General features: G+C 71.5%; 15 protein-coding genes. 6 read left to right on the forward strand and 9 right to left on the reverse strand.

Features of this window, described 5'->3' with window-relative positions; translation table 11 throughout:
* Positions 1 to 159: 159 nt before the first annotated feature.
* From ABT147_RS39445 to ABT147_RS39470, 6 genes are read right to left on the reverse strand one after another with little or no spacing between them, the layout of a single operon-like run.
* Positions 160 to 1,011 (reverse strand): HpcH/HpaI aldolase/citrate lyase family protein, encoded by an 852-nt coding sequence (locus tag ABT147_RS39445; protein WP_351415621.1) that lies wholly within the window; start codon positions 1,009 to 1,011, stop codon positions 160 to 162.
* Positions 1,008 to 2,225, reverse strand: a complete 1,218-nt coding sequence (locus ABT147_RS39450) for a CaiB/BaiF CoA transferase family protein (RefSeq protein ID WP_351415624.1) — start codon at positions 2,223 to 2,225, stop codon at positions 1,008 to 1,010. Before ABT147_RS39450 ends, ABT147_RS39445 begins: the two co-directional genes overlap by 4 nt.
* Positions 2,222 to 3,727, reverse strand: a complete 1,506-nt coding sequence (locus ABT147_RS39455) for an ADP-ribosylglycohydrolase family protein (RefSeq protein ID WP_351415626.1) — start codon at positions 3,725 to 3,727, stop codon at positions 2,222 to 2,224. The genes ABT147_RS39450 and ABT147_RS39455 overlap by 4 nt, the downstream gene beginning before the upstream one ends.
* Positions 3,724 to 4,953 (reverse strand): ADP-ribosylglycohydrolase family protein, encoded by a 1,230-nt coding sequence (locus ABT147_RS39460; RefSeq protein WP_351415628.1) that lies wholly within the window; start codon positions 4,951 to 4,953, stop codon positions 3,724 to 3,726. The genes ABT147_RS39455 and ABT147_RS39460 overlap by 4 nt, the downstream gene beginning before the upstream one ends.
* A 7-nt stretch (positions 4,954 to 4,960) precedes the next feature.
* The gene (locus ABT147_RS39465) at positions 4,961 to 6,526 is read right to left on the reverse strand and encodes an ADP-ribosylglycohydrolase family protein (RefSeq protein ID WP_351415631.1); all 1,566 of its coding nucleotides are present in this window, start codon (positions 6,524 to 6,526) and stop codon (positions 4,961 to 4,963) included.
* Entirely contained in the window at positions 6,523 to 7,590 is a 1,068-nt protein-coding gene (locus ABT147_RS39470; RefSeq protein ID WP_351415633.1) for an ADP-ribosylglycohydrolase family protein, read from the reverse strand. The genes ABT147_RS39465 and ABT147_RS39470 overlap by 4 nt, the downstream gene beginning before the upstream one ends.
* A 281-nt stretch (positions 7,591 to 7,871) precedes the next feature.
* Between ABT147_RS39470 and ABT147_RS39475 the strand changes: the two genes are divergently transcribed.
* The 3 genes from ABT147_RS39475 (at position 7,872) to ABT147_RS39485 (ending at position 15,031) form a co-directional block, all read left to right on the forward strand.
* Positions 7,872 to 8,600 carry a VIT1/CCC1 transporter family protein gene (locus ABT147_RS39475; RefSeq protein WP_351415636.1) on the forward strand — a complete coding sequence of 243 codons (729 nt, stop codon included), beginning with the start codon at positions 7,872 to 7,874 and terminating at the stop codon, positions 8,598 to 8,600.
* A gap of 370 nt (positions 8,601 to 8,970) precedes the next feature.
* Positions 8,971 to 13,578 (forward strand): glutamate synthase large subunit, encoded by a 4,608-nt coding sequence (gltB, locus tag ABT147_RS39480; protein WP_351415722.1) that lies wholly within the window; start codon positions 8,971 to 8,973, stop codon positions 13,576 to 13,578.
* A complete protein-coding gene (locus tag ABT147_RS39485) occupies positions 13,571 to 15,031 on the forward strand; it encodes a glutamate synthase subunit beta (RefSeq protein WP_351415637.1) in 1,461 nt (486 codons plus the stop codon). Before gltB ends, ABT147_RS39485 begins: the two co-directional genes overlap by 8 nt.
* A gap of 119 nt (positions 15,032 to 15,150) precedes the next feature.
* Here the strand turns inward: ABT147_RS39485 and ABT147_RS39490 are convergent, their stop codons facing one another.
* Positions 15,151 to 16,080, reverse strand: a complete 930-nt coding sequence (locus ABT147_RS39490) for a rhomboid family intramembrane serine protease (RefSeq protein WP_351415640.1) — start codon at positions 16,078 to 16,080, stop codon at positions 15,151 to 15,153.
* 142 nt (positions 16,081 to 16,222) lie between these two features.
* Between ABT147_RS39490 and ABT147_RS39495 the strand changes: the two genes are divergently transcribed.
* Positions 16,223 to 16,942 (forward strand): vWA domain-containing protein, encoded by a 720-nt coding sequence (locus tag ABT147_RS39495; protein WP_351415643.1) that lies wholly within the window; start codon positions 16,223 to 16,225, stop codon positions 16,940 to 16,942.
* An 84-nt stretch (positions 16,943 to 17,026) separates the two neighbouring features.
* Complete coding sequence (gene qcrB, locus ABT147_RS39500) at positions 17,027 to 18,715, forward strand: cytochrome bc1 complex cytochrome b subunit (protein ID WP_351415645.1); 1,689 nt, start codon at positions 17,027 to 17,029, stop codon at positions 18,713 to 18,715.
* Here the strand turns inward: qcrB and ABT147_RS39505 are convergent.
* Together ABT147_RS39505 and ABT147_RS39510 are read right to left on the reverse strand one after the other, a co-directional pair.
* On the reverse strand, positions 18,690 to 19,670 hold the full coding sequence (locus tag ABT147_RS39505) for an acyl-CoA dehydrogenase family protein (protein ID WP_351415648.1): 981 nt from the start codon (positions 19,668 to 19,670) through the stop codon (positions 18,690 to 18,692). The genes qcrB and ABT147_RS39505 overlap by 26 nt on opposite strands.
* Before the next feature lie 31 nt (positions 19,671 to 19,701).
* Positions 19,702 to 20,841, reverse strand: a complete 1,140-nt coding sequence (locus ABT147_RS39510) for an acyl-CoA dehydrogenase family protein (RefSeq protein ID WP_351415650.1) — start codon at positions 20,839 to 20,841, stop codon at positions 19,702 to 19,704.
* A gap of 47 nt (positions 20,842 to 20,888) precedes the next feature.
* Between ABT147_RS39510 and ABT147_RS39515 the strand changes: the two genes are divergently transcribed.
* A complete protein-coding gene (locus tag ABT147_RS39515; protein ID WP_351415652.1) occupies positions 20,889 to 21,680 on the forward strand; it encodes an SDR family oxidoreductase in 792 nt (263 codons plus the stop codon).
* Positions 21,681 to 21,688: the final 8 nt, after the last annotated feature.

The raw sequence follows: 21,688 nt of genomic DNA on the forward strand, positions 1-21,688 counted from the left end.
AACGGCCCCTGCGGGCCGTTGAAAAAGCACGGGGCGCAGCCCCTGCTTTTTCAGGGGCTGCGGGGAACTGCGCGACCAGCCCCCACCGGAGGCGCGCCTTGGGGGTCGAAGGGGCGCAGCCCCTGGGGATGGGAATGGGTAGGGGGCGGCGGGGGCGGATCAGTGTTTGATGGGGCGGTTGGCCAGGGTGAGGGTTCTGTGGGCGGCGGCGACTACGGCCGGGTCGATGAAGCGGCCGTCGGGGAGGGCCTGGGCGCCGGGGGCCGTGGTGGCGGCTCGCAGGGTTTCCTCGGCCGATTCCACCTCCTGCGGGGTGGGGATGTAGGCGCGTTCGATCACCGGAAGCTGGCGGGGATGGAGGGCGGCCCGCCCGAAGAAGCCGAGGGCACGACCGCGCGCGGACGAGGACGCCAGACCTTCGAGGTCCTTCGTGTCCGGGTAGATGGACTGCGCGGGGGAGGGGAGCCCCGCGGCACGGGCCGCCACGACCACGCGTGAGCGGGGCCAGTCGAGGGCCCGCTCGTGGCAGGCGCCCAGATCCGCGCGGAGGTCCGCCTCACCGAGGGCGATGCCGCGCAGGGCGGGGTGGGCGACGGCGATGTCGTACGCCCGTTCCACACCCAGCGCCGATTCGAGGAGGGCGTACAGGGGGATCGCTCCGCCTTCCGCGGGCGCGGTGCGTTCCGCGACCCTCGCGACCTCGTCGGGGGACGTGATCTTCGGGAGACGGAGGGCGGTCAGGCCGGAGAGCGGGGAGAGGGTCTTGAGGTCGCTCTCCGCCTCCGGGGTGTCCAGGGCGTTCACACGGACGTGGACCGGAACGGGCGGCGGGGCCGAAAGGAGTTCGGCCGTGGCCGCGCGGGCGTAGGCCTTGCGGTCGGGGGCCACCGCGTCCTCCAGGTCCACGATCACCACGTCCGCGCCGGAGGCCAGGGCCTTGGTGACCACCTCCGGGCGGTCGCCGGGGACGTACAGCCAGGTCAGGGGGAGGGGCGCCGTCGGCGGGGTCACAGGGCGCCCTCCTGACGGAGGGTGGCGATGTCCGGTCCCGACAGGCCCAGTTCGGTCAGGATCGCGTCCGTGTCGGCGCCGTGCGCGCGGCCCGCCCAGCGGATCGCGCCGGGGGTGGCGGAGAGACGGAAGAGGACGTTCTGCATACGCAGGGGCCCGAGGTCGGGGTCGTCGACGGTCGTGATCGTGTCCAGGGCCCGGTACTGCGGGTCGGTCATCACCTCCCTGATGTCCTGGATGGGAGCGACCGCCGCCTCCGCCTTCTCGAACACCTCGATGACCTCCTCGCGGGTGTGGCGGGCGATCCACGCGCCGACCGCCTCGTCCAGGATGTCCGCGTGCCGGGCCCGCTCGGCGCCCGAGCCGAACCAGGGCTCGTCGATCAGCTCGGGGCGCCCGACCAGGCGCATCACCCGTTCCGCGATCGACTGCGCCGAGGTGGAGACGGCCACCCAGGAGCCGTCCGCCGTGCGGTAGGTGTTGCGGGGCGCGTTGTTGGCGGAGCGGTTGCCCGTGCGGGGCTGGACGTGGCCGAGCTGGTCGTACCAGAGGGGCTGGGCGCCGAGGACGGTGAGGATCGGCTCGATGATCGCCATGTCGACCGTCTGCCCCTCGCCGGTACGGTCACGCGCGGCGAGCGCGGTCATCACCGCGTACGCCGTCGCCAGGCCCGCGATCGAGTCGGCCAGGCCGAACGGGGGCAGGACCGGCGGGGCGTCCGGCTCGCCGGTGATCGCGGCGAAGCCGCTCATCGCCTCGGCGAGCGTGCCGAAGCCGGGGCGGTGCGCGTACGGTCCGAACTGGCCGAAGCCGGTGACACGGGCGAGGACCAGACGCGGGTTCGCCGCCGACAGTTCCTGCCAGCCCAGGCCCCATTTCTCCAGGGTGCCGGGGCGGAAGTTCTCGATGATCACATCGGCGGTGGCGGCGAGGCGGAGGAGGGTGTCCCGGCCGCCGGGGGTGGAGAGGTTCAGCGTCAGGGTGCGCTTGTTGCGGCCCAGCAGCTTCCACCACAGGCCCACGCCGTCCTTCGACGGGCCGTGGCCCCGGGACGGGTCCGGCTTCGTGGGGTGCTCGATCTTGATGACCTCCGCGCCGAAGTCGCCGAGCATGGTGGCGGCGAGGGGGCCGGCGAAGAGGGTGGCGAGGTCGAGGACACGGAGGTGGGAGAGCGGGGGGTCGTACGCCTGGGTCGTGGGTGGCGCCTGCGTCATGGGTGGGGGGTCTCCCGGAGGGTGAGGTGGGCCAGGGTGTCGAAGCCGATGCCGTTGAAGTCGGCGATCGAGGTGGCCAGGCGGTTCTTGAGGGGGGCCGTCCAGCGGTCGGGGAGCGCGGTCGGGGAGCCGGTCAGCAGGCCGGCGATGCTGCCCGCCGTCGCGCCGTTGGAGTCGGTGTCCCAACCGCCGGACACCGCGCGGCAGATGGAGGCCGTGAAGTCGCCGTCCGCGTGGGTGAGGGCGGCGGTGAGCAGGGCCGTGTTGGGGATGGCGTGTACCCAGTGGTGGTCGGCGTAGGTGGCGTGGAGTTCGTCGACGACCGTGTCGAAGTCGTGGTGGTCGGTGGTGAGTTGGAGCGCGTGGGTGATCGCCTTCGCCAGGCGGGAGTTCGGGGGGACGACCTTGAGGCCTGTGCGCAGACAGTGGTGGATGTCGTGGGTGCCTGTGCCTGTGCCTGTGCTTGCGCTTGCGCCGGTGCTGGCTCCGGTGCCGCTTTCGCCTGCTGCGGCTGCCTCCGCGATGGTGGCCGCGACGAACATCGCCGCGTAGACGCCGTTCGCGGTGTGGGTGAGGGTGGCGTCCCGGTGGGCCTGTTCGGCGGCGGTGGCCGGGTCGCCGGGGTTGGTCCAGCCGTGGACGTCGGCGCGGATCAGGGCGCCGATCCATTCGCGGAACGGGTTGCGGTGGCGGGCGGTGTGCGGAGGGTCGATGCCGGTGAGGAGGTTGCGGTAGGCGATGCGTTCGGCGGTGAAGGTGCGGCCGGCGGGGAGTTCGTCCAGCCAGAGGGTGGCCACGTCGGTGGTGGTGAAGTCGCGGCCGTGGCGGTTCAGGAGGAGGAGGTTGAGGAGGGGGTAGTTGAGGTCGTCGTCCTCGGGCATGCCGTCGATGTTCTCGGCGAGGGAGGTGGAGGCGGAGCGGCGGTTCCAGGGGTGGGCGGTGAGGAGGTCCTCGGGGACGCCTCGGGCGGTGAACCAGGTGGTGAGGGGCCAGTTGCCGGTGGCTTCGGCGAGTTGGCGGATGGCGGGGAGGGGGAGCTTCTCGACGGGTTTGCCCAGGAGGCAGCCGGCGGCGCGGCCGAGCCAGGCGGCTTCCAGGCGCTGCGTGTACGTGGCTGGGGTGGGGTGGGTTCCGCTGCTCGGCGGTGGCGAGGTGCCGTCTGCGCCCACCCGTGCCGCCCCAGCGGCACGACTGCCCGCAGAAGGAACGGGTGTAGGCCAGTTCGGGCACTGGGCCTTGATTCTGTTCAGGTCCGTCGGCTCGTGGTCCGTCAACGCGCTTGGCAGGTCCGCCAGTTCGTCCAGCAAGTCCTCGGCGAGTTGGCGGAGGTAGCGGGAGGCGCGGTGGGGGGAGGCGCCGGCGCGGAGGGGGGCCGGGGGGCCGCCCGCCGCGCGCCAGCGGGCGGCGATGGCCGCGGGTTCGCGGCCGTCCTGGCGGGCCTGGTGGAGTTCGTGGCCGAGGAGGTCCTCCGGTTGGACCCAGGTGAGGCGGAGGGGGGTCACCGGACGCGGGCCAGGGTGGTGAAGGCGGCCTCGTGGGCGCGGCGGCGCTCCACGTCCCGGGTGTGGATCTGGAGGGTGACCTCCGTCAGCGTCGTGGCGGGGGCGTGGAGGTCCAGGCGGCTCGCCTCGGACACCGTCTTGGCCCAGTCGGCCGGGATCTCCGAGCCCAGCGCGCCGGCGAGGGCGCCGGACATCGTGGCGATCGAGTCGCAGTCACGGCCGTAGTTCACCGAACCCAGCACCGCGTGGCGGTAGTCGCCGCGGGCCACGAGCAACATGCCCAGGGCGATGGGGAGTTCCTCGATCGCGTGCAGCCGGGAGGGGCGGCGGGCGCCGAGGGAGGGGGCGCGGTAGTCGGGGCCGACCGTGTCGAAGGGGGTGACCGCCTCGCGCAGCGGCCGTAGCGCCGACTCGAAGTCCGTGTGGCGGCCGGCCACTTCGCACACCGACTCGATCGCCGCGCGGGTGCCGTCCTTCGCCACGGCGAGGCAGGTCTCGATCACCGACTCGGCGGTGGCGCCCGGCGTGCACGCCGCCGCGACCGCCGCCGCGAACACGCCCGCCGCCTCCCTGCCGTACGACGACTGGTGGGCGCCCGCGATGTCGAGCGCCTCGGCGTACGCGCCCGGCGGATCGGCCGCGTTGACCAGGCCGACGGGGGCCATGTACATCGCCGCACCGCAGTTGACGATGTTTCCGGTGCCGGCCTCTCGGGGGTCGATGTGGCCGTAGTGGATACGGGCGACGAGCCACTTCTCGGCGAGGAAGACCCGTTGGAGGGGGAGGGCCTCCGCCTCCAGCTCGGGGATCCAGCGCGGGGTGGTCATCATGTCCGGCACCAGGTGCTCGGCGACGGAGTAGGCGTCGAGGTGGTCGCGGACGCGGTCGTACACCCGTACCAGCGCGTGGGTCATCAAGGTGTCGTCGGTGACGTGGCCGTCGCCCTTGTGGTACGGGGCGATGGGGCGGGCGGTGCGCCAGGCGTCGCCGTTCCAGGGGCCGACGATGCCGTGGACGCGGCCGCCGTGGCGTTCGAGGATCTGCTCCGGGGTGTAGCCCTCGACCGGGCCGCCGAGGGCGTCGCCGACGGCGGCGCCGACCAGGGCGCCGGTGATGCGTTCTTCGAGAGTCGCCGTGGTCGCCGTGGTCGCTGCGGTCGCGGCGGTCGCCGCGGTGACACGCTCTGCGCGGGGCACTGCGGTGGGGGGTTCGTTTGAGGGCGTCATGCCCGAATCATCCTCCTGGGACGGCGAGTTCCGTGGCTGCGAGAAGTTCGGCGAGGTGTACGAGATCGGTGCCCGTGAGGCGGGGGAGGGCGCAGCCGGAGAGGGTGCGGCAGGCGTCCCGCCAGGAGTCGGGGATGGCGGTGCCGCCGCTGAGCGCGCCGGTCAGGGCGCCGGCGAGGGCCGGGGCGGAGTCGGCGACACGGGAGAGACAGGCGGCGGCGGGCACGGCCTCGGCGATCCGGCCGTCGGCGGCGGTGGCCAGGGCGAGGGCCACGGGGACGGTCTCGGCGGCGGCGATGCCGTAGCTGTAGACGTGGTCGACGATCTGGTGCTCCAGGAGCGGGACCAGAGCGAATGTTCCTTCTTTTTTGTGGCGGTGGGCGAGGTCCAGGGCGTGGCGGGCGTTGCGGCCGATCTCCGTCTCGGCGGGGAGTTCGGCCAGGGCCGCCGCCGTGCAGTCGTCGACGTTCGCGCCGACGAGCGCCAGCGCGAGCGCCGCGGCCATCGCGCGTGCGCCGTGCACGCCGTCGCCGTCCTGGGTGTAGCGGGCGTCGAACTCGGCGAGGTCGGCGGCGCGGCGTGGGTCGCCGGGGTGGGCCACGGCCAGGACGCAGGCGCGTACGCAGGCCGCGTCGTCGAAGTAGTGGGGGTTGTCGTGGCCGGTGGCGGGTGGGCGCAGGCCGGTGGCGAGGTTGCCGAGGCCGGCGCGTACGGAGATACGGGCGCGCAAGGGGAGTACGGCGGACTCGACCTCGGGGGCGCGTTCGGCGGCGGCGGCGATCTCGCTGGCCACGGCGTTCCAGGAGAGATCGATGGAGGCGCGGGTGCGGCGTTCCAGGCTGAGGTCGCCGAGGGCGGCGGCGTCGCCGGCGCGGAGGAGGGCCTCCGCGGCGAAGGCCGCCCATTCGGCGTCGTCGGAGGGGCCGAGGCGGAGGGGCTCGGGGGGTTGGTTGAGGGCGATGGGGACGGGGAGGGTGGTCGTCGCGTTCTGTTCGGCGAAGGTGTCGAGTTCGCGGGTGAGGCGGCGGGTCCATTCCGGCATGCGGGCGGCGCGGTGGCGGGCGGCGGGCCAGCCGGCGGCGTCGCCTGCGGCTAGGCCCAGCAGGAGGCCCTCGATGCGGGTGCCCTCCGGGGGGCGGGGCGCGTGTCCGGCCTCGGCTTCGCCTTCGGCCGGGTCGGTTTTCCCACCCGCACCGCCCGTGCGGCATTCGTCGTCGAGTGCGGGTGGCCCCTGTGGGGCGGCCTCGCCGTCGGCGACTGCGGGTGTGGGGGTGGTCGGCTGAGCCGGCGCGGCGGGTGCGGTGTCGATCGGCTTGGTCGTGGGCGTGGGGGCGAGGGGCTGCGTCGTGGGCGTGAGATCGGCGTGGATCGGTCGCGTCGTGGGCGTGAGGTCCGCGTGGATCGGTTGCGCCGTGGGCGTGAGGTCCGCGTGGATGGGTTGCGCCGTGGTCGTGGGTGCGGTGTCGGTTGCCGAGGGGGCGGCCGGTGTCGATGGGCCACCGGGTGTGGAGGGGGCGGCCGGTGTGGTCGGAGCAGCCGGTGTGCTGTCGTCCCACGGTGTCGGTGGGGTCATGACGGGGTCTCCGTTGTGGTGGCCGGGGCCAGGGGGAACAGGGTCGGGGTGGTGCCCCACTTGCCGCCCTCGCCGGGGACCAGGAGTTCGGCCACGTCCAGGACGTGGTGGCCGGCCATGGAGGGGAGGCAGCTGCCTCTCGCCGGGCCGATGGCGGTGGTCCACTCGGGCGGGATCGCGGAGGCGCCCCGGGTCGCTCCGGCCAGGGCGCCGGCGACGGCGGCGGTCGTGTCGGCGTCGCGGCCCATGTTCACCGCCGTCAGCACCGACTCGGTGAAGTCGCCGTCGGCCGCCGCGTAGGCGCCGAAGGCGAGGGCCACGGCCTCGGGGGCGAGGTCGGTCCAGGGGTAGCCGCCGATGACGACGGCGGAGCGGACCGCGCGTTCGCCGCGGTGGGCGACGGCCACCGCCCGGCGCAGGGAACGGGCCGTCCAGGAGTCGTCCGGGACCACGGCGAGGGCGGAGGCCACGACCGCGATCGTGGGGGCGCCCGCCATCGCCGCCGCCACGCCCGCCGCGACCGCCTGGCCGCCGTAGATGCCCTCGCCGTCGTGGCTGACCGAGCCGTCGATGGCGACCAGCCGGGCGGCCTCCGCCGGGCGGCCCGCCGCGAAGACGCCGAAGGGGGCCGCGCGCATGGCCAGTCCGTCGCTCCAGGCGTGCCGGTGCTGGGCGGAGATCGGCGCGGCGAGGCCCCGGCGGAGGTTCTCCAGGGTGCCGCGTTCGCTGAAGCCGGCGCCCCGGAACGGGCCCTCGTCCCGGTCCGCGATCCACTGGTGCCAGGCCGTCTCCACATGTGTGACGGTGAGTGCCGAACCGTGCCGGGCCAGCAGCAGCCCGGAGAAGATGGCGTACTCGGTGTCGTCCGTGCCCGACGGGTTCTCGGCCACGTACCCCGTGATGCGCCCCCAGCGTGCGCGGATCTCGGAGGGTTTCATGTTCTCGGCGGGCGCCCCCAGCGCGTCCCCGACGGCGAGCCCCAGCATGGCCCCCCGCGCCCGCTCGCGCAGGACGGCGGCGTCCCCGGGCGCCGGGACCGAGGGAATGCAGGCGATGGAAGGCATACGGTCGCCTCTCTGGCCCGGTGGGCAGCTCTCTGGCCCTGTGGGCAGTTGATCCGCTCTGAAGATTTCTCTGTGAAGATCTCTCCCACATCGGGTGCCTCACCGGCGCGGGAACGCTCACGTATCACCCGGTCGACATCTGTGCAGAGCCATGTACGAATGAGCGGCGAGGGTTTCTCGAACAACCGCCAACCCGGGTAAGTACGGCCTTCCTTGCTGGCAGAAGCGATTTTCCGAGCGTACGTTCGACATCGAGAAACGTGAGGAAAGGGGCTTGGATCGTGGCGATCATCGACACCGAGGCGGCGTTGCACGAGGCGCACCGCGACAACCACACCCACCGGGACGTGAACGGCGGCTGGTTGCGGCCCGCCGTGTTCGGGGCGATGGACGGGCTCGTGTCCAACCTGGCGCTGATGACCGGTGTCGCGGGCGGATCGGCCGGCCGGGAGGCGGTCGTCGTCGCCGGCCTCGCGGGGCTCGCCGCCGGGGCCTTCTCCATGGCCGCCGGCGAATACACCTCCGTGGCCTCGCAGCGGGAACTCGTCGAGGCCGAACTCGACGTCGAGCGCCGGGAGTTGCGCAAACACCCCAAGGACGAGGAGAAGGAGCTGGCCGCGCTCTACGAGAGTCGTGGGGTCGAGTCCGGGCTCGCCCGGGAGGTGGCGAGACAGCTCTCGCGCGATCCCGAGCAGGCCCTGGAGATCCACGCCCGCGAGGAGCTGGGCATCGACCCCGGCGACCTGCCCTCGCCCGCCGTCGCCGCCGTGTCGAGCTTCGGCGCCTTCGCGCTGGGCGCCCTGCTGCCCGTACTGCCGTATCTGCTCGGCGCGGGCGCGCTGTGGCCCGCCGTGCTGGTGGCGCTCGTGGGGCTCTTCGGGTGCGGTGCGGTGGTGGCCAGGGTGACGGCCAGAACCTGGTGGTTCAGCGGACTGCGGCAGCTCGCCCTCGGGGGTGCCGCGGCGGGTGTGACGTACGCCCTGGGCAGCCTGTTCGGGGCGGCCGTATGATGGATCGGATGGCTACGTATGCGCGGGACCGTATAAGTAGTCGTTACTACGCGGTTTCGAATGCTTAACCGCTGGGCATGAGCCGTAAGCGCCACAGGCAATGACGCCTGCACAGCACCTGAAGTAGTGGGCGACGACGCCTCCTGCGCCCCCTGGCCGACCGACATCGATCTGTCCGGTCGACCCCCTTGATCTCGCCACCGTGCGCGGCACCCCCTCCGCGTGCGTGGCGTCCGCATGTTGGGACGAAGTATCCGGTTCCCGAGAATCGTTCCATCATGTAACCTGCACGAAATTTTGCACTTTCCGCAGAGGGCCAGCGTCGTCCCTCGGCAATCGCATATGCCAGATGACGACGACGGGAGAGCCGATGCGTACGCCGCGCCAGCCGTCCCAGCACTCCGCGAATGGCCAGAAGTGGTCCTTCATGGATGCTCGCCCTGCTGCGCAGGGTATGTACGACCCCCGCAACGAGCACGACGCCTGTGGCGTCGGCTTCGTGGCCACCCTCACCGGCGAGGCGAGCCATGCGCTGGTCGAGCAGGCGCTCACGGTTCTTCGCAACCTGGAGCACCGCGGCGCGACCGGCTCGGAGCCCGACTCGGGGGACGGCGCCGGCATTCTCTCGCAGGTTCCCGACGCGTTCTTCCGTGAGGTGGCCGGATTCGAGCTGCCCGAGGCCGGCTCGTACGCCGTCGGCACCGCCTTCCTGCCCGACGAGGGCACCGAGGACGCCGTCGCCCGTATCGAGGCCATCGCGGCCGAGGAGGGCCTGACCGTCCTCGGCTGGCGCGACGTGCCCGTCGCCCCCGAGCTGCTCGGCGCCACCGCCCGCTCGACGATGCCCTCCTTCCGTCAGGTCTTCGTCTCCGACGGCGGCGCCACGCCCGCCACGGGCATCGACCTCGACCGCAAGAGCTTCGTGCTGCGCAAGCGCGCCGAACGCGAGGTCGACGTCTACTTCCCCTCGCTCTCCGCGCGGACGATCGTCTACAAGGGCATGCTGACCACCGGCCAGCTGGAGCCCTTCTTCCCCGACCTGTCCGACCGCCGCTTCGCCTCCGCGATCGCGCTCGTGCACTCCCGGTTCTCCACGAACACCTTCCCGTCGTGGCCGCTCGCCCACCCGTACCGCTTCGTCGCGCACAACGGCGAGATCAACACGGTCAAGGGCAACCGCAACTGGATGGTCGCCCGCGAGTCCCAGCTCACCTCCGACCTCTTCGGTGGTCAGGAGACCCTGAACCGGATCTTCCCGATCTGTACGCCGGACGCCTCCGACTCGGCGTCCTTCGACGAGGTCCTCGAACTGCTCCACCTCGGCGGCCGCACCCTGCCGCACTCCGTGCTGATGATGATCCCGGAGGCGTGGGAGAACCACGACTCCATGGACCCGGCCCGCCGCGCCTTCTACCAGTTCCACTCCACGATGATGGAGCCCTGGGACGGCCCGGCCTGTGTCACCTTCACCGACGGCAAGCAGGTCGGCGCGGTCCTCGACCGCAACGGCCTTCGCCCCGGCCGCTACTGGGTCACCGACGACGGCCTCGTCGTCCTCGGCTCCGAGGTCGGCGTCCTCGACATCGACCCCGCCAAGGTCGTCCGCAAGGGCCGGCTGCAGCCCGGCCGGATGTTCCTCGTCGACACCGTCGAGCACCGCATCATCGAGGACGACGAGATCAAGGCCGGCCTCGCCGCCGAGCAGCCGTACGCCGAGTGGCTGGAGGCCGGGGAGATCGAGCTCTCCGACCTGCCCGAGCGCGAGCACATCGTGCACACCCACGCCTCGGTCACCCGCCGCCAGCAGACCTTCGGCTACACCGAGGAGGAGCTGCGCATCATCCTCGCGCCGATGGCCAAGACCGGTGGCGAGCCGCTCGGTTCGATGGGCACCGACTCGCCGATCGCCGCGCTGTCCGCGCGCCCGCGTCTGCTCTTCGACTACTTCACCCAGCTGTTCGCGCAGGTCACCAACCCGCCGCTGGACGCGATCCGCGAAGAGCTGGTGACCTCGCTGCGCTCCTCGCTCGGCCCGCAGGGCAACCTCCTTGAGCCGACCGCCGCGTCCTGCCGCAGCGTCACCCTGCCGTTCCCGGTGATCGACAACGACGAGCTGGCCAAGCTCATCCACATCAACGCCGACGGCGACATGCCCGGCATGAAGGCCGCCACGCTCTCCGGGCTCTACCGGGTCTCCGGCGGCGGCGACGCCCTCGCCGCGCGCATCGAGGAGATCTGCGCCGAGGCCGACGCCGCCATCGACAACGGCGCCCGGCTGATCGTCCTCTCCGACCGCCACTCGGACGCCGAGCACGCGCCGATCCCGTCGCTGCTGCTCACCGCGGCCGTCCACCACCACCTCATCCGCACCAAGCAGCGCACCCAGGTGGGCCTGCTGGTCGAGGCCGGTGACGTCCGCGAGGTCCACCACGTCGCCCTGCTCATCGGCTTCGGCGCCGCGGCAGTCAACCCGTACCTGGCGATGGAGTCCGTCGAGGACCTCGTCCGCGCCGGAACGTTCCTCTCCGGTATCGAGGCCGAGCAGGCCATCCGCAACCTGATCTACGCCCTCGGCAAGGGCGTCCTCAAGGTCATGTCCAAGATGGGCATCTCCACGGTCGCCTCCTACCGCGGTGCCCAGGTCTTCGAGGCCGTCGGCCTCGCGGACGAATTCGTCGAGAAGTACTTCAACGGCACCGCCACCAAGATCGGCGGCGTCGGCATCGACGTCATCGCCAAGGAGGTCGCCGCCCGCCACGCCAAGGCGTACCCGGCCAGCGGTATCGCGCCGGCCCACCGCGCCCTGGAGATAGGCGGCGAGTACCAGTGGCGCCGCGAGGGCGAGCCGCACCTGTTCGACCCGGAGACGGTCTTCCGCCTCCAGCACTCGACGCGTACGCGCCGCTACGACATCTTCAAGAAGTACACGGACCGCGTGAACGAGCAGTCCGAGCGCCTGATGACGCTGCGCGGCCTGTTCGGCTTCAAGACCGGGGACCGTCAGCCGATCTCCATCGACGAGGTCGAGCCCACCTCGGAGATCGTCAAGCGGTTCTCGACCGGCGCCATGTCGTACGGCTCCATCTCCAAGGAGGCGCACGAGACGCTCGCCATCGCCATGAACCAGTTGGGCGGCAAGTCCAACACCGGTGAGGGCGGCGAGGACCCGGACCGCCTGTACGACCCGGCGCGCCGGTCCAGCATCAAGCAGGTCGCCTCCGGCCGCTTCGGTGTGACGAGCGAGTACCTGGTCAACGCGGACGACATCCAGATCAAGATGGCCCAGGGCGCCAAGCCCGGTGAGGGCGGTCAGCTGCCCGGCCACAAGGTGTACCCGTGGGTCGCCAAGACGCGTCACTCGACGCCGGGCGTGGGCCTCATCTCCCCGCCGCCGCACCACGACATCTACTCCATCGAGGACCTCGCCCAGCTGATCCACGACCTGAAGAACGCGAACCCGCAGGCGCGGATCCACGTGAAGCTGGTCTCGGAGGTCGGCGTCGGCACCGTCGCCGCGGGTGTCTCCAAGGCGCACGCGGACGTCGTCCTCATCTCCGGCCACGACGGCGGTACGGGCGCCTCGCCGCTCACCTCGCTGAAGCACGCCGGCGGTCCCTGGGAGCTGGGCCTCGCCGAGACCCAGCAGACCCTGCTGCTCAACGGCCTGCGCGACCGGATCGTCGTCCAGACCGACGGCCAGCTGAAGACCGGCCGTGACGTCGTCATCGCCGCGCTGCTCGGCGCCGAGGAGTTCGGCTTCGCGACCGCGCCGCTGGTCGTCTCCGGCTGCGTCATGATGCGCGTCTGCCACCTGGACACCTGCCCGGTCGGCATCGCCACGCAGAACCCGGAGCTCCGCGACCGGTTCGCGGGCAAGGCCGAGTACGTCGTGAACTTCTTCGAGTTCATCGCCGAGGAGGTCCGCGAGATCCTCGCCGAGCTGGGCTTCCGCTCCATCGAGGAGGCCGTCGGCCACGCCGAGACCCTCGACGTGGCCCGCGCGGTCGACCACTGGAAGGCACAGGGCCTGGACCTGGAGCCGCTGTTCCACGTGCCCGAGCTGCCCGAGGGCGCGGTGCGCCACCGGATCATCGAGCAGGACCACGGCCTGGAGAAGGCGCTCGACAACGAGCTGATCAAGCTCGCCGCCGACGCGCTGGCCGCCTCGGACGCCACCGACGCCCAGCCGGTCCGCGCCCAGATCAAGGTCCGCAACATCAACCGCACGGTCGGCACGATGCTCGGCCACGAGGTGACGAAGAAGTTCGGCGGGGCAGGGCTCCCCGACGACACCATCGACATCACCTTCACCGGCTCGGCGGGCCAGTCCTTCGGCGCCTTCCTCCCGCGCGGTGTCACCCTGCGCCTCGAAGGCGACGCCAACGACTACGTCGGCAAGGGCCTCTCCGGCGGCCGTGTGATCGTCCGCCCGGACCGGGGCGCCGACCACCTCGCCGAGTTCTCGACCATCGCGGGCAACACCATCGCCTACGGCGCGACCGGCGGCGAGCTGTTCCTCCGCGGTCGTACGGGCGAGCGGTTCTGTGTCCGCAACTCCGGCGCCCTGGTGGTGTCCGAGGGCGTGGGCGACCACGGCTGCGAGTACATGACCGGCGGCCACGCGGTCGTCCTCGGCGAGACGGGCCGCAACTTCGCGGCCGGTATGTCCGGCGGCATCGCGTACGTCATCGACCTGGACCGCGACAACGTCAACGTCGGCAACGTGGGCGCGATCGAGGCCCTCGACGACACCGACAAGCAGTGGCTGCACGACGTGGTGCGCCGCCACGCCGAGGAGACCGGCTCGACGGTCGCCGAGAAGCTGCTCGCCGACTGGTCCGAGGCGGTGTCCCGCTTCAGCAAGATCATCCCCAGCACGTACAAGGCTGTGCTCGCCGCCAAGGCCGCCGCCGAGCAGGCAGGTCTCTCCGAGACCGAGATCACCGAGAAGATGATGGAGGCGGCGATCAATGGCTGACCCGAAGGGCTTTCTGAACCACGGGCGCGAGGTCGCCAAGTCCCGCCCCGTCGACGTACGGCTGAAGGACTGGAACGAGGTCTACGTCCCCGGCTCCCTGCTGCCGATCATCAGCAAGCAGGCGTCGCGCTGCATGGACTGCGGTATCCCGTTCTGCCACAACGGCTGTCCCCTCGGGAACCTCATCCCCGAGTGGAACGACTACGCCTACCGCGAGGACTGGGCGGCGGCGAGCGAGCGGCTGCACGCCACGAACAACTTCCCGGAGTTCACGGGCCGTCTGTGCCCCGCTCCCTGCGAGTCGGCGTGTGTGCTCGGCATCAACCAGCCGGCCGTCACCATCAAGAACGTCGAGGTCTCGATCATCGACAAGGCGTGGGACAGCGGCGATGTCGCGCCCCAGGCCCCGGAGCGCCTGTCCGGCAAGACGGTCGCGGTCATCGGCTCGGGCCCGGCGGGTCTCGCCGCCGCCCAGCAGCTGACGCGGGCCGGCCACACGGTCGCCGTGTACGAGCGCGCGGACCGCATCGGCGGTCTGCTCCGCTACGGCATCCCCGAGTTCAAGATGGAGAAGCGGCACATCAACCGCCGTATCGAGCAGATGCGCGCGGAGGGCACCCGCTTCCGTACGGGCATCGAGATCGGCCGCGACCTCAAGGCCACGGACCTGAAGAAGCGGTACGACGCCGTCGTCATCGCCGCGGGCGCCACCACCGCCCGTGACCTCCCGGTCCCCGGCCGCGAGCTGAACGGCATCCACCAGGCCATGGAGTACCTGCCGCTGGCCAACAAGGTGCAGGAGGGCGACTTCGTGGCGCCCCCCATCACGGCCGAGGGCAAGCACGTCGTGGTCATCGGCGGCGGCGACACGGGCGCGGACTGTGTGGGCACCGCCCACCGCCAGGGCGCGGCCTCCGTGACGCAGCTGGAGATCATGCCCCGCCCGGGCGACGACCGTGCCGCGAACCAGCCGTGGCCGACCTTCCCCATGCTCTACAAGGTCACCTCCGCGCACGAGGAGGGCGGTGAGCGGGTCTACTCCGTCTCCACCACCCACTTCGAGGGCGACGAGGACGGCAACGTCCAGTTCCTGCACCTCACCGAGGTCGAGTTCATCGACGGCAGGCTGACCCCGAAGCCGGGTACGGAGCGCAAGATCCCCGCCCAGCTGGTCACGCTGGCGATGGGCTTCACCGGCACGGACCGCGAGAACGGCCTCGTGGACCAGTTCGGCCTGGACCTCGACGAGCGCGGCAACATCGCCCGCGACGCCGACTTCCAGACCAACGTGCCGGGCGTCTTCGTCGCCGGTGACGCGGGCCGAGGCCAGTCGCTCATCGTGTGGGCGATCGCCGAGGGCCGCTCGGCGGCCCAGGGCTGCGACCGCTTCCTCACGGGCGCGAGCGAACTGCCGGCGCCGATCCGGCCGACGGACCGCTCGCTGATGGTCTGATCACCGATGGTCTGATATCACCCCGGACCCCTGATACGTCCCGTACAACGGCGTACGGAACACAGACGGCGCCTGCCCGCCAGTCCCCGACCGGACGACTGGGCAGGCGCCGTCGCATGTCAGCTCGTCATCGCCGAGACCTTCACGAGCGCCAGCACCACCAACAGCGCCAGCACGGCGACGCACGCCCCCGCCTGCACCAGCACCCTCCGCCGGTCCCGGGGTGCGTACGCGTACGCGAGGGCGATCAGGCCGCCGGTCAGCAGGCCGCCGAGGTGGCCCTGCCAGGACGTCACCACCGCCGAGATGATCAGCCACACCAGCAGGCCCGCCATGAAGCGGTTGATGCCTGCCGGGTCGGCGCCCAGGCGGCGGGCCAGGACGTAGTACGCCGTGCAGACGCCGAAGATCGCGCCGGAGGCGCCGACCGTGGTCGCGTCGGGGTCGAGGAGGAGCACGAGGACGGAGCCGCCGAGGGCGGAGAGGAGGTAGAGGGCGAGATAGCGGCTGCGGCCGAGTTGGGCCTCCACTACGCGGCCCACATTCCACAGCGTGACCATGTTCATCACGATGTGGAGGATGCCGAACGTGCCCTCGGTGGGCGGGAGATGGAGGAAGGCGCCGGTGAGGAGGCGGTACCACTCGCCGTCGATCACGCCTTCGAGGTGGAAGTCGTCCGGGTAGGCGCTCTGCCAGACGTAGTGGAGGCCGTCGGAGCCGAGCAGGCCCCGGCCCAGCATCGCGAAGTCGTCCACGACGGCGGGGCGGAGCAGTTCGGCGACGTAGGCGACGACGTTCAGGCCGATCAGGACGTACGTCACCAGCGGGACGGTGGAGATACGGCCGCCGAACGCCGTGCGGGCCTGGCGGACCGTTCTCGCGCCCTCCTTCACGCACTCCGGGCACTGGTGGCCCACGGCCGCGTCGCGCATGCAGTCGGGGCAGATGAACCGCTCGCAGCGGGTGCAGCGGACGTACGACTCCACTTTCGGGTGGCGGTAGCAGGTGGTGACGGCGGGCTCGGACGACGACGGGGACTCGGGTTCCACGGCCGGCTCCTTGGGGGTGCGGGGCTGATGACGAGCCGGTGAGGACGGCGGCGAACAAAATAGCGAACGGCGGCGAGGGTGCGGTGAGGGGGAGTGCCCTAGCCTCGGGATCTCCGTCGCGCTTCAGTGCCAGGAGGACCCCATGTCCGCGATCAGCCTCAGCAAGGTGCGGGAGACCGCCCCCGCGCTGGTGGACCTGTACAAGGCCGCCGGGGTCTCTCTCGACAAGCACGGGGTCGGCGAACTCCGGGCCGCCGTCTATCTGGTCGTCGACCACAGCGGCTCCATGAAGCCCTACTACAAGGACGGCAGCGTGCAGGCCCTCGCGGATCGGGTGCTCGGGCTGTCGGCCCATCTCGACGACGACGGCCGGGTGCCCGTCGTCTTCTTCTCGACGGACATCGACGCCGTGAGCGACATCGCCCTCGCCGACCACCGGGGAAGGATCGAGCGGATCGTGGCAGGGCTTGGGCACATGGGGAAGACCAGCTATCACCTGGCCATGGACGCCGTCATCGACCACTACGTGGACAGCGGCTCCACGGCCCCGGCGCTCGTCGTCTTCCAGACCGACGGCGGGCCCGTCAACAAGCTCGCGGCGGAGCGGTATGTGTGCAAGGCCGCCAAGCTCCCCCTCTTCTGGCAGTTCATCGGCTTCGGCGACCCCGACAGCAAACAGTTCGACTTCCTGCGCAGGCTCGACGAGTTGGCCGTGCCGGGCAAGCGGGTCGTCGACAACGCCGGGTTCTTCCACGCCGGTTCGGATCCGAGGGCCGTGTCGGACGCGGAGTTGTACGACCGGCTGGTGGGGGAGTTCCCGAAGTGGCTGGTGGCGGCGCGGGCCCAGGGGATCGTGCGGTGAGCGGCGCCTGAAGTGGGGAGTGGGCCCCATTTACATCGTCGGACGTGCGTGCCACCCTGAGGAAAGCCGAGGGGAGGGCTACGCATGGGCGGGGTGCGGGCGGTCGGGGAGGGTGTCGGCGGGGGCCGGAGAGGTGCCGCGCCAGGTAAGGGGGAGAGGGTCGCCGACTGGGCCGACGGGCGGCTCGGGATCTATGGGATCGCCAAGGCCAATCTGCGCAAGGTGTTCCCGGACCACTGGTCCTTCATGCTGGGCGAGATCTGCCTCTACAGCTTCCTCGTCCTGATCCTCACCGGCGTCTGGCTGACCCTGTTCTTCGAGCCGAGCGGCGCCCAGGTCGAGTACAACGGCACGTACGAGCAGCTCAACGGCGTCCTGATGACCAGGGCGTACGAATCCACGCTGGAGATCAGTTTCGACGTACGCGGCGGTCTGCTGATCCGGCAGATCCACCACTGGGCGGCGCTCGTCTTCGTCGCCGGGATGCTCGTCCACATGATGCGGGTGTTCTTCACCGGCGCGTTCCGCAAGCCGCGCGAGGTGAACTGGGCGTTCGGCTGGACCCTGCTGTTCCTCGGCATCATCACCGGACTCACCGGCTACTCGCTCCCGGACGACCTGCTCTCCGGCACCGGCCTCCGCTTCGCGCAGGGCGCCATCCTGTCCGTGCCGATCGTCGGGACGTATCTGTCGTTCTTCCTGTTCGGCGGGGAGTTCCCGGGGCACGAGATCATCTCGCGGCTCTTCCCGATCCATGTGCTGCTGCTGCCCGGGATCATGCTGGCGCTGATCGTCGCCCATCTGATCCTGGTCTTCCACCACAAGCACACCCAGTACCCCGGGCCCGGACGGGACCAGAAGTCGGTGGTCGGCATGCCGTTCATGCCGGTCTACATGGCCAAGGCCGGCGGCTTCTTCTTCCTGGTCTTCGGTGTGCTGACCTTCATGGGCGCGATCGCGACGATCAACCCCGTGTGGGCCTTCGGGCCCTACCGCCCCGATCTCGTCACCACGGGCGCCCAGCCCGACTGGTACCTCGGCTTCTCCGAAGGCCTGATCCGGGTGATGCCGGGATGGGAGATCAACGCCTTCGGGCACACCCTCGCCCTCGGCGTCCTCATCCCCTTCTCGCTCTTCCCGCTGATCATGCTGGCCATCGGTGTCTATCCGTTCGTCGAGGCCTGGATCACCGGCGACAAACGCGAGCACCATCTCCTCGACCGGCCCCGCAACGCACCCGTCCGCACCGGCCTCGGCGTGGCCTGGCTGAGTCTCTACGGGGTCCTGCTGATCGGCGGCGGCAACGACATCGTCGCCACCCGTCTCCACCTCTCCATCAACGCCATCACCTGGTTCGTCCGCATCGGCTTCTTCGTGGTGCCCGTCGTCGCCTTCGTCGTGACGAAACGGATCTGTCTGGGGTTGCAGCGCCGGGACCGCGACACGGTGCTGCACGGCCGTGAGACCGGCATCATCAAGCGGCTCCCGCACGGCGAGTACGTCGAGGTCCACGAGCCGCTCTCCCAGGGGCGGTTGTTCTCGCTCACGCAGCATGAGCAGGACCCTCCGTACGAGGTCGGGCCGGTCGTCGACGCGGGCGGGGTACGGCGCCGGGTCGGGCTCGGGGACCGGCTGCGGGCACGGCTCGCCCGCGCCATGTTCGGGCCCGGGACGCGGATCCCGAAACCGACGGTCGAGGAGTACGAGGAGTACCAGGACCATCGGGAACATCGGGAGCATCGGGAGGTCAGCGGCGGCGGGCACCACCACTGAGTACCGTGCTCCGGCAGGCGGCCGGGTCGCCCCACGCGGTCAGCAGCGCACGGGCCTTGGTCAGCCAGAGCGACAGGTCGTACTCCGCCGTGTACCCGATCGCGCCGTGCAGCTGGAGCGCCGTGCGCGCGGTCGCGTACGCCGCCTCGCACGCCGTCACCTTGGCCGCCGCCACATCCGCCGGGTCCAGGGTGAGCGCCGCCCCGAAGACCAGCGGGCGCGCGAACTCCAGGGCCACCTTCGCGTCCGCCAGCCGGTGCTTCACCGCCTGGAACGAGCCGACGGGCACCCCGAACTGGGTGCGCTGCCCGACATACGCCACCGTCCTGTCCAGGAGGGCCAGCCCGACGCCGAGGGCCTGGGCGGCTACCGCGAGACGGGCCCAGACGAGGGCCTGGGCGAGGGAGGGCGGGTGCGTGGCGAGGAGCTCGCCGCCGGGGGAGAGCGGGGTCAGGCGGCGGGCCGGGTCCAGGGAGGAGCGGACGGGGCCGTGACCAGGGGAGAGACGGAGCTCGCCCGCGTCCAGGTCGAGGGACAGGCGGGTCGTGGCCGCGTCGCCGTCCAGCGCGTACGCCCCCGGTGACGGTGCCACCGTGGCCAGCGCCTCCCCGGACACCAGGGCCGGGAGCAGGCGCTTGGCCGGGCCCGGGTCCTCCAGGCCGGCCAGGAGGACCGCCGCCGTGGCCGTCTCCACCAGGGGGCCTGGCACCGCGTGGCGCCCCAACTCCACGAAGGCGACGGCCAGTTCGACGGGAAGGGGGCCGAGACCCTCGTACGCCTCCGGCGCCGCCAGCGCGAAGACGCCGGCCTCCGCGATACGGGACCACAGCGCACGCCCCGCCTCGTGCTCCCCGCGCCCCCAGGCCCGTACGACGGACGGTGTGTCGGCGGCCGTCAGCAGGGCGTCCAGCGACTCGGCGAACGCCCGCTGCTCGGTGTCCAGCAGGAAGCGCATCAGCGGCGGCCCTTCAGGATGAGGTCACGCATCAGCGGCGGCCCTTCGGCAGGCCGAGGAGGCGCTCGGCGATGATGTCGCGCTGGATCTCGTTGGTGCCTGCGTAGACCGGGCCGGCGAGGGAGAAGACATAGCCCTCGGACCAGTCGGTGTCCGCCAACTCGCCTTCGTCGCCGAGCAGTTCGAGGGCCGTTTCGTGCAGGGCGATGTCGTACTCGGACCAGAACACCTTGTTCAGACTGGATTCGGGGCCGACCGGCGCGCCGTCCAGGAAGCGGGAGGCGGCCGCGTAGGTGAAGAGCTGGTAGGCGCGGGCGCCGATCAGCGCGTCGGCCACGCGGTCGTGCGCGGACGCCGGGCTTCCCTCGGCGTGCCAGAGGTCGAACAGCCGGTGCGCGGAGGCCAGGAAACGGCCAGGGGGGCGGAGCGTCAGACCGCGTTCGTTGCCGGCGGTGGACATGGCGATACGCCAGCCCTGGCCGGGCTCGCCGATGACGTCCTCGTCCGGGACGAACACGTCGTCGAGGAAGAGTTCGGCGAAGGCGGGCCTGCCGTCGAGGCGGCCGATCGGGCGGACCGTCACACCCGGTGCGCGCAGGTCGAACATCAGATACGTCAGGCCCTGGTGGGGCTTCGGGGTGCCCGGCTCGCTGCGGAACAGGCCGAACGCCCGGTCCGCGAACGCGGCACGCGACGACCAGGTCTTCTGGCCGGTCAGCAGCCAGCCCCCGTCCGTGCGCACGGCTCTGGAGGTCAGCGAGGCGAGGTCGGACCCGGCCTCGGGCTCCGACCAGGCCTGGGCCCAGACCACCTCACCGGAGGCCATCGGGGGCATTACGCGGGCGCGCTGCTCGGGCGTGCCGTGGTCGAAGAGGGTGGGGGCGAGGAGGCTGATGCCGTTCTGGCCGACGCGCCCCGGGGCGCCCGCCGCGTAGTACTCCTCCTCGAAGACCAGCCGGCGCAGCAGGCCCGCGTCGCGGCCGCCGTACGCGGCCGGCCAGTCCACCACCGACCAGCGGTCGGCGGACAGTTCGGCCTCCCAGACGCGGTGGGCGGCGAAGCCCTCCTCCGTCTCCAGGGAGGGAAGAGGCTCGGGCGGGACATGGGCGCGCAGCCAGGCGCGGGCCTCGGCGCGGAAGGCCTCGTCGGCGGGGGAGTGGGTGAGGTCCACGGGCGCACTCCTTCCCTAACAAGTGTTTGGTAGGTTAGCTTGCCGGTATGAAGAACGTCGAGGGTCCGGCCTATGTCCCCGGGCACGCGCTGCTCGGCGGCCGCACCGCCGTGATCACCGCGGCGGCCGGCGCGGGCATCGGCGGAGCCACCGCGCGACGCTTCCTGGAGGAGGGCGCGCGCGTGCTCATCAGCGACGCCCACACGCGCAGACTCAAGGAGTGCAGGACCGAGCTGGCCGGCGAGTTCGGGGCGGAGGCCGTCCGGGCGGTGCCGTGCGACGTGACCGACGAGGACCAGGTGCGGGCGCTCTTCGAGGCGGCCGTCCGGCTGCACGGCCGGCTCGACATCGTCGTCAACAACGCGGGCCTCGGCGGCACGGCGAACCTCGTCGACATGACCGACGCACAGTGGTCGAAGGTGCTGGACGTGACACTGAACGGCACGTTCCGCTGCACCCGGGAGGCTCTGCGGCTGATGCGGGACAGCGGCGACGGCGGCGTGATCGTCAACAACGCCTCCGTCGTCGGCTGGCGCGCCCAGCCCGGGCAGGCGCACTACGCCGCGGCGAAGGCCGGCGTGATGGCCCTGACCAGGTGCGCGGCGATCGAGGCGGCCGAGTACGGGGTGCGGATCAACGCCGTGTCGCCGAGCCTCGCCATGCATCCCCACCTCGCCAAGGTCACGACGCCCGAACTGCTGGAGGAACTCACCGCGCGCGAGGCCTTCGGGCGGTACGCCGAGCCGTGGGAGGTGGCCAACGTGATCGTGTTCCTGGCGTCCGGCTACTCCTCGTACATGACGGGCGAGGTCGTGTCCGTCAGCAACCAGCACCCGTGAGGACAATG

Source organism: Streptomyces sp. NPDC001868 (assembly GCF_040297125.1).
In the GTDB taxonomy this organism is placed as follows: Bacteria; Actinomycetota; Actinomycetes; order Streptomycetales; family Streptomycetaceae; genus Streptomyces.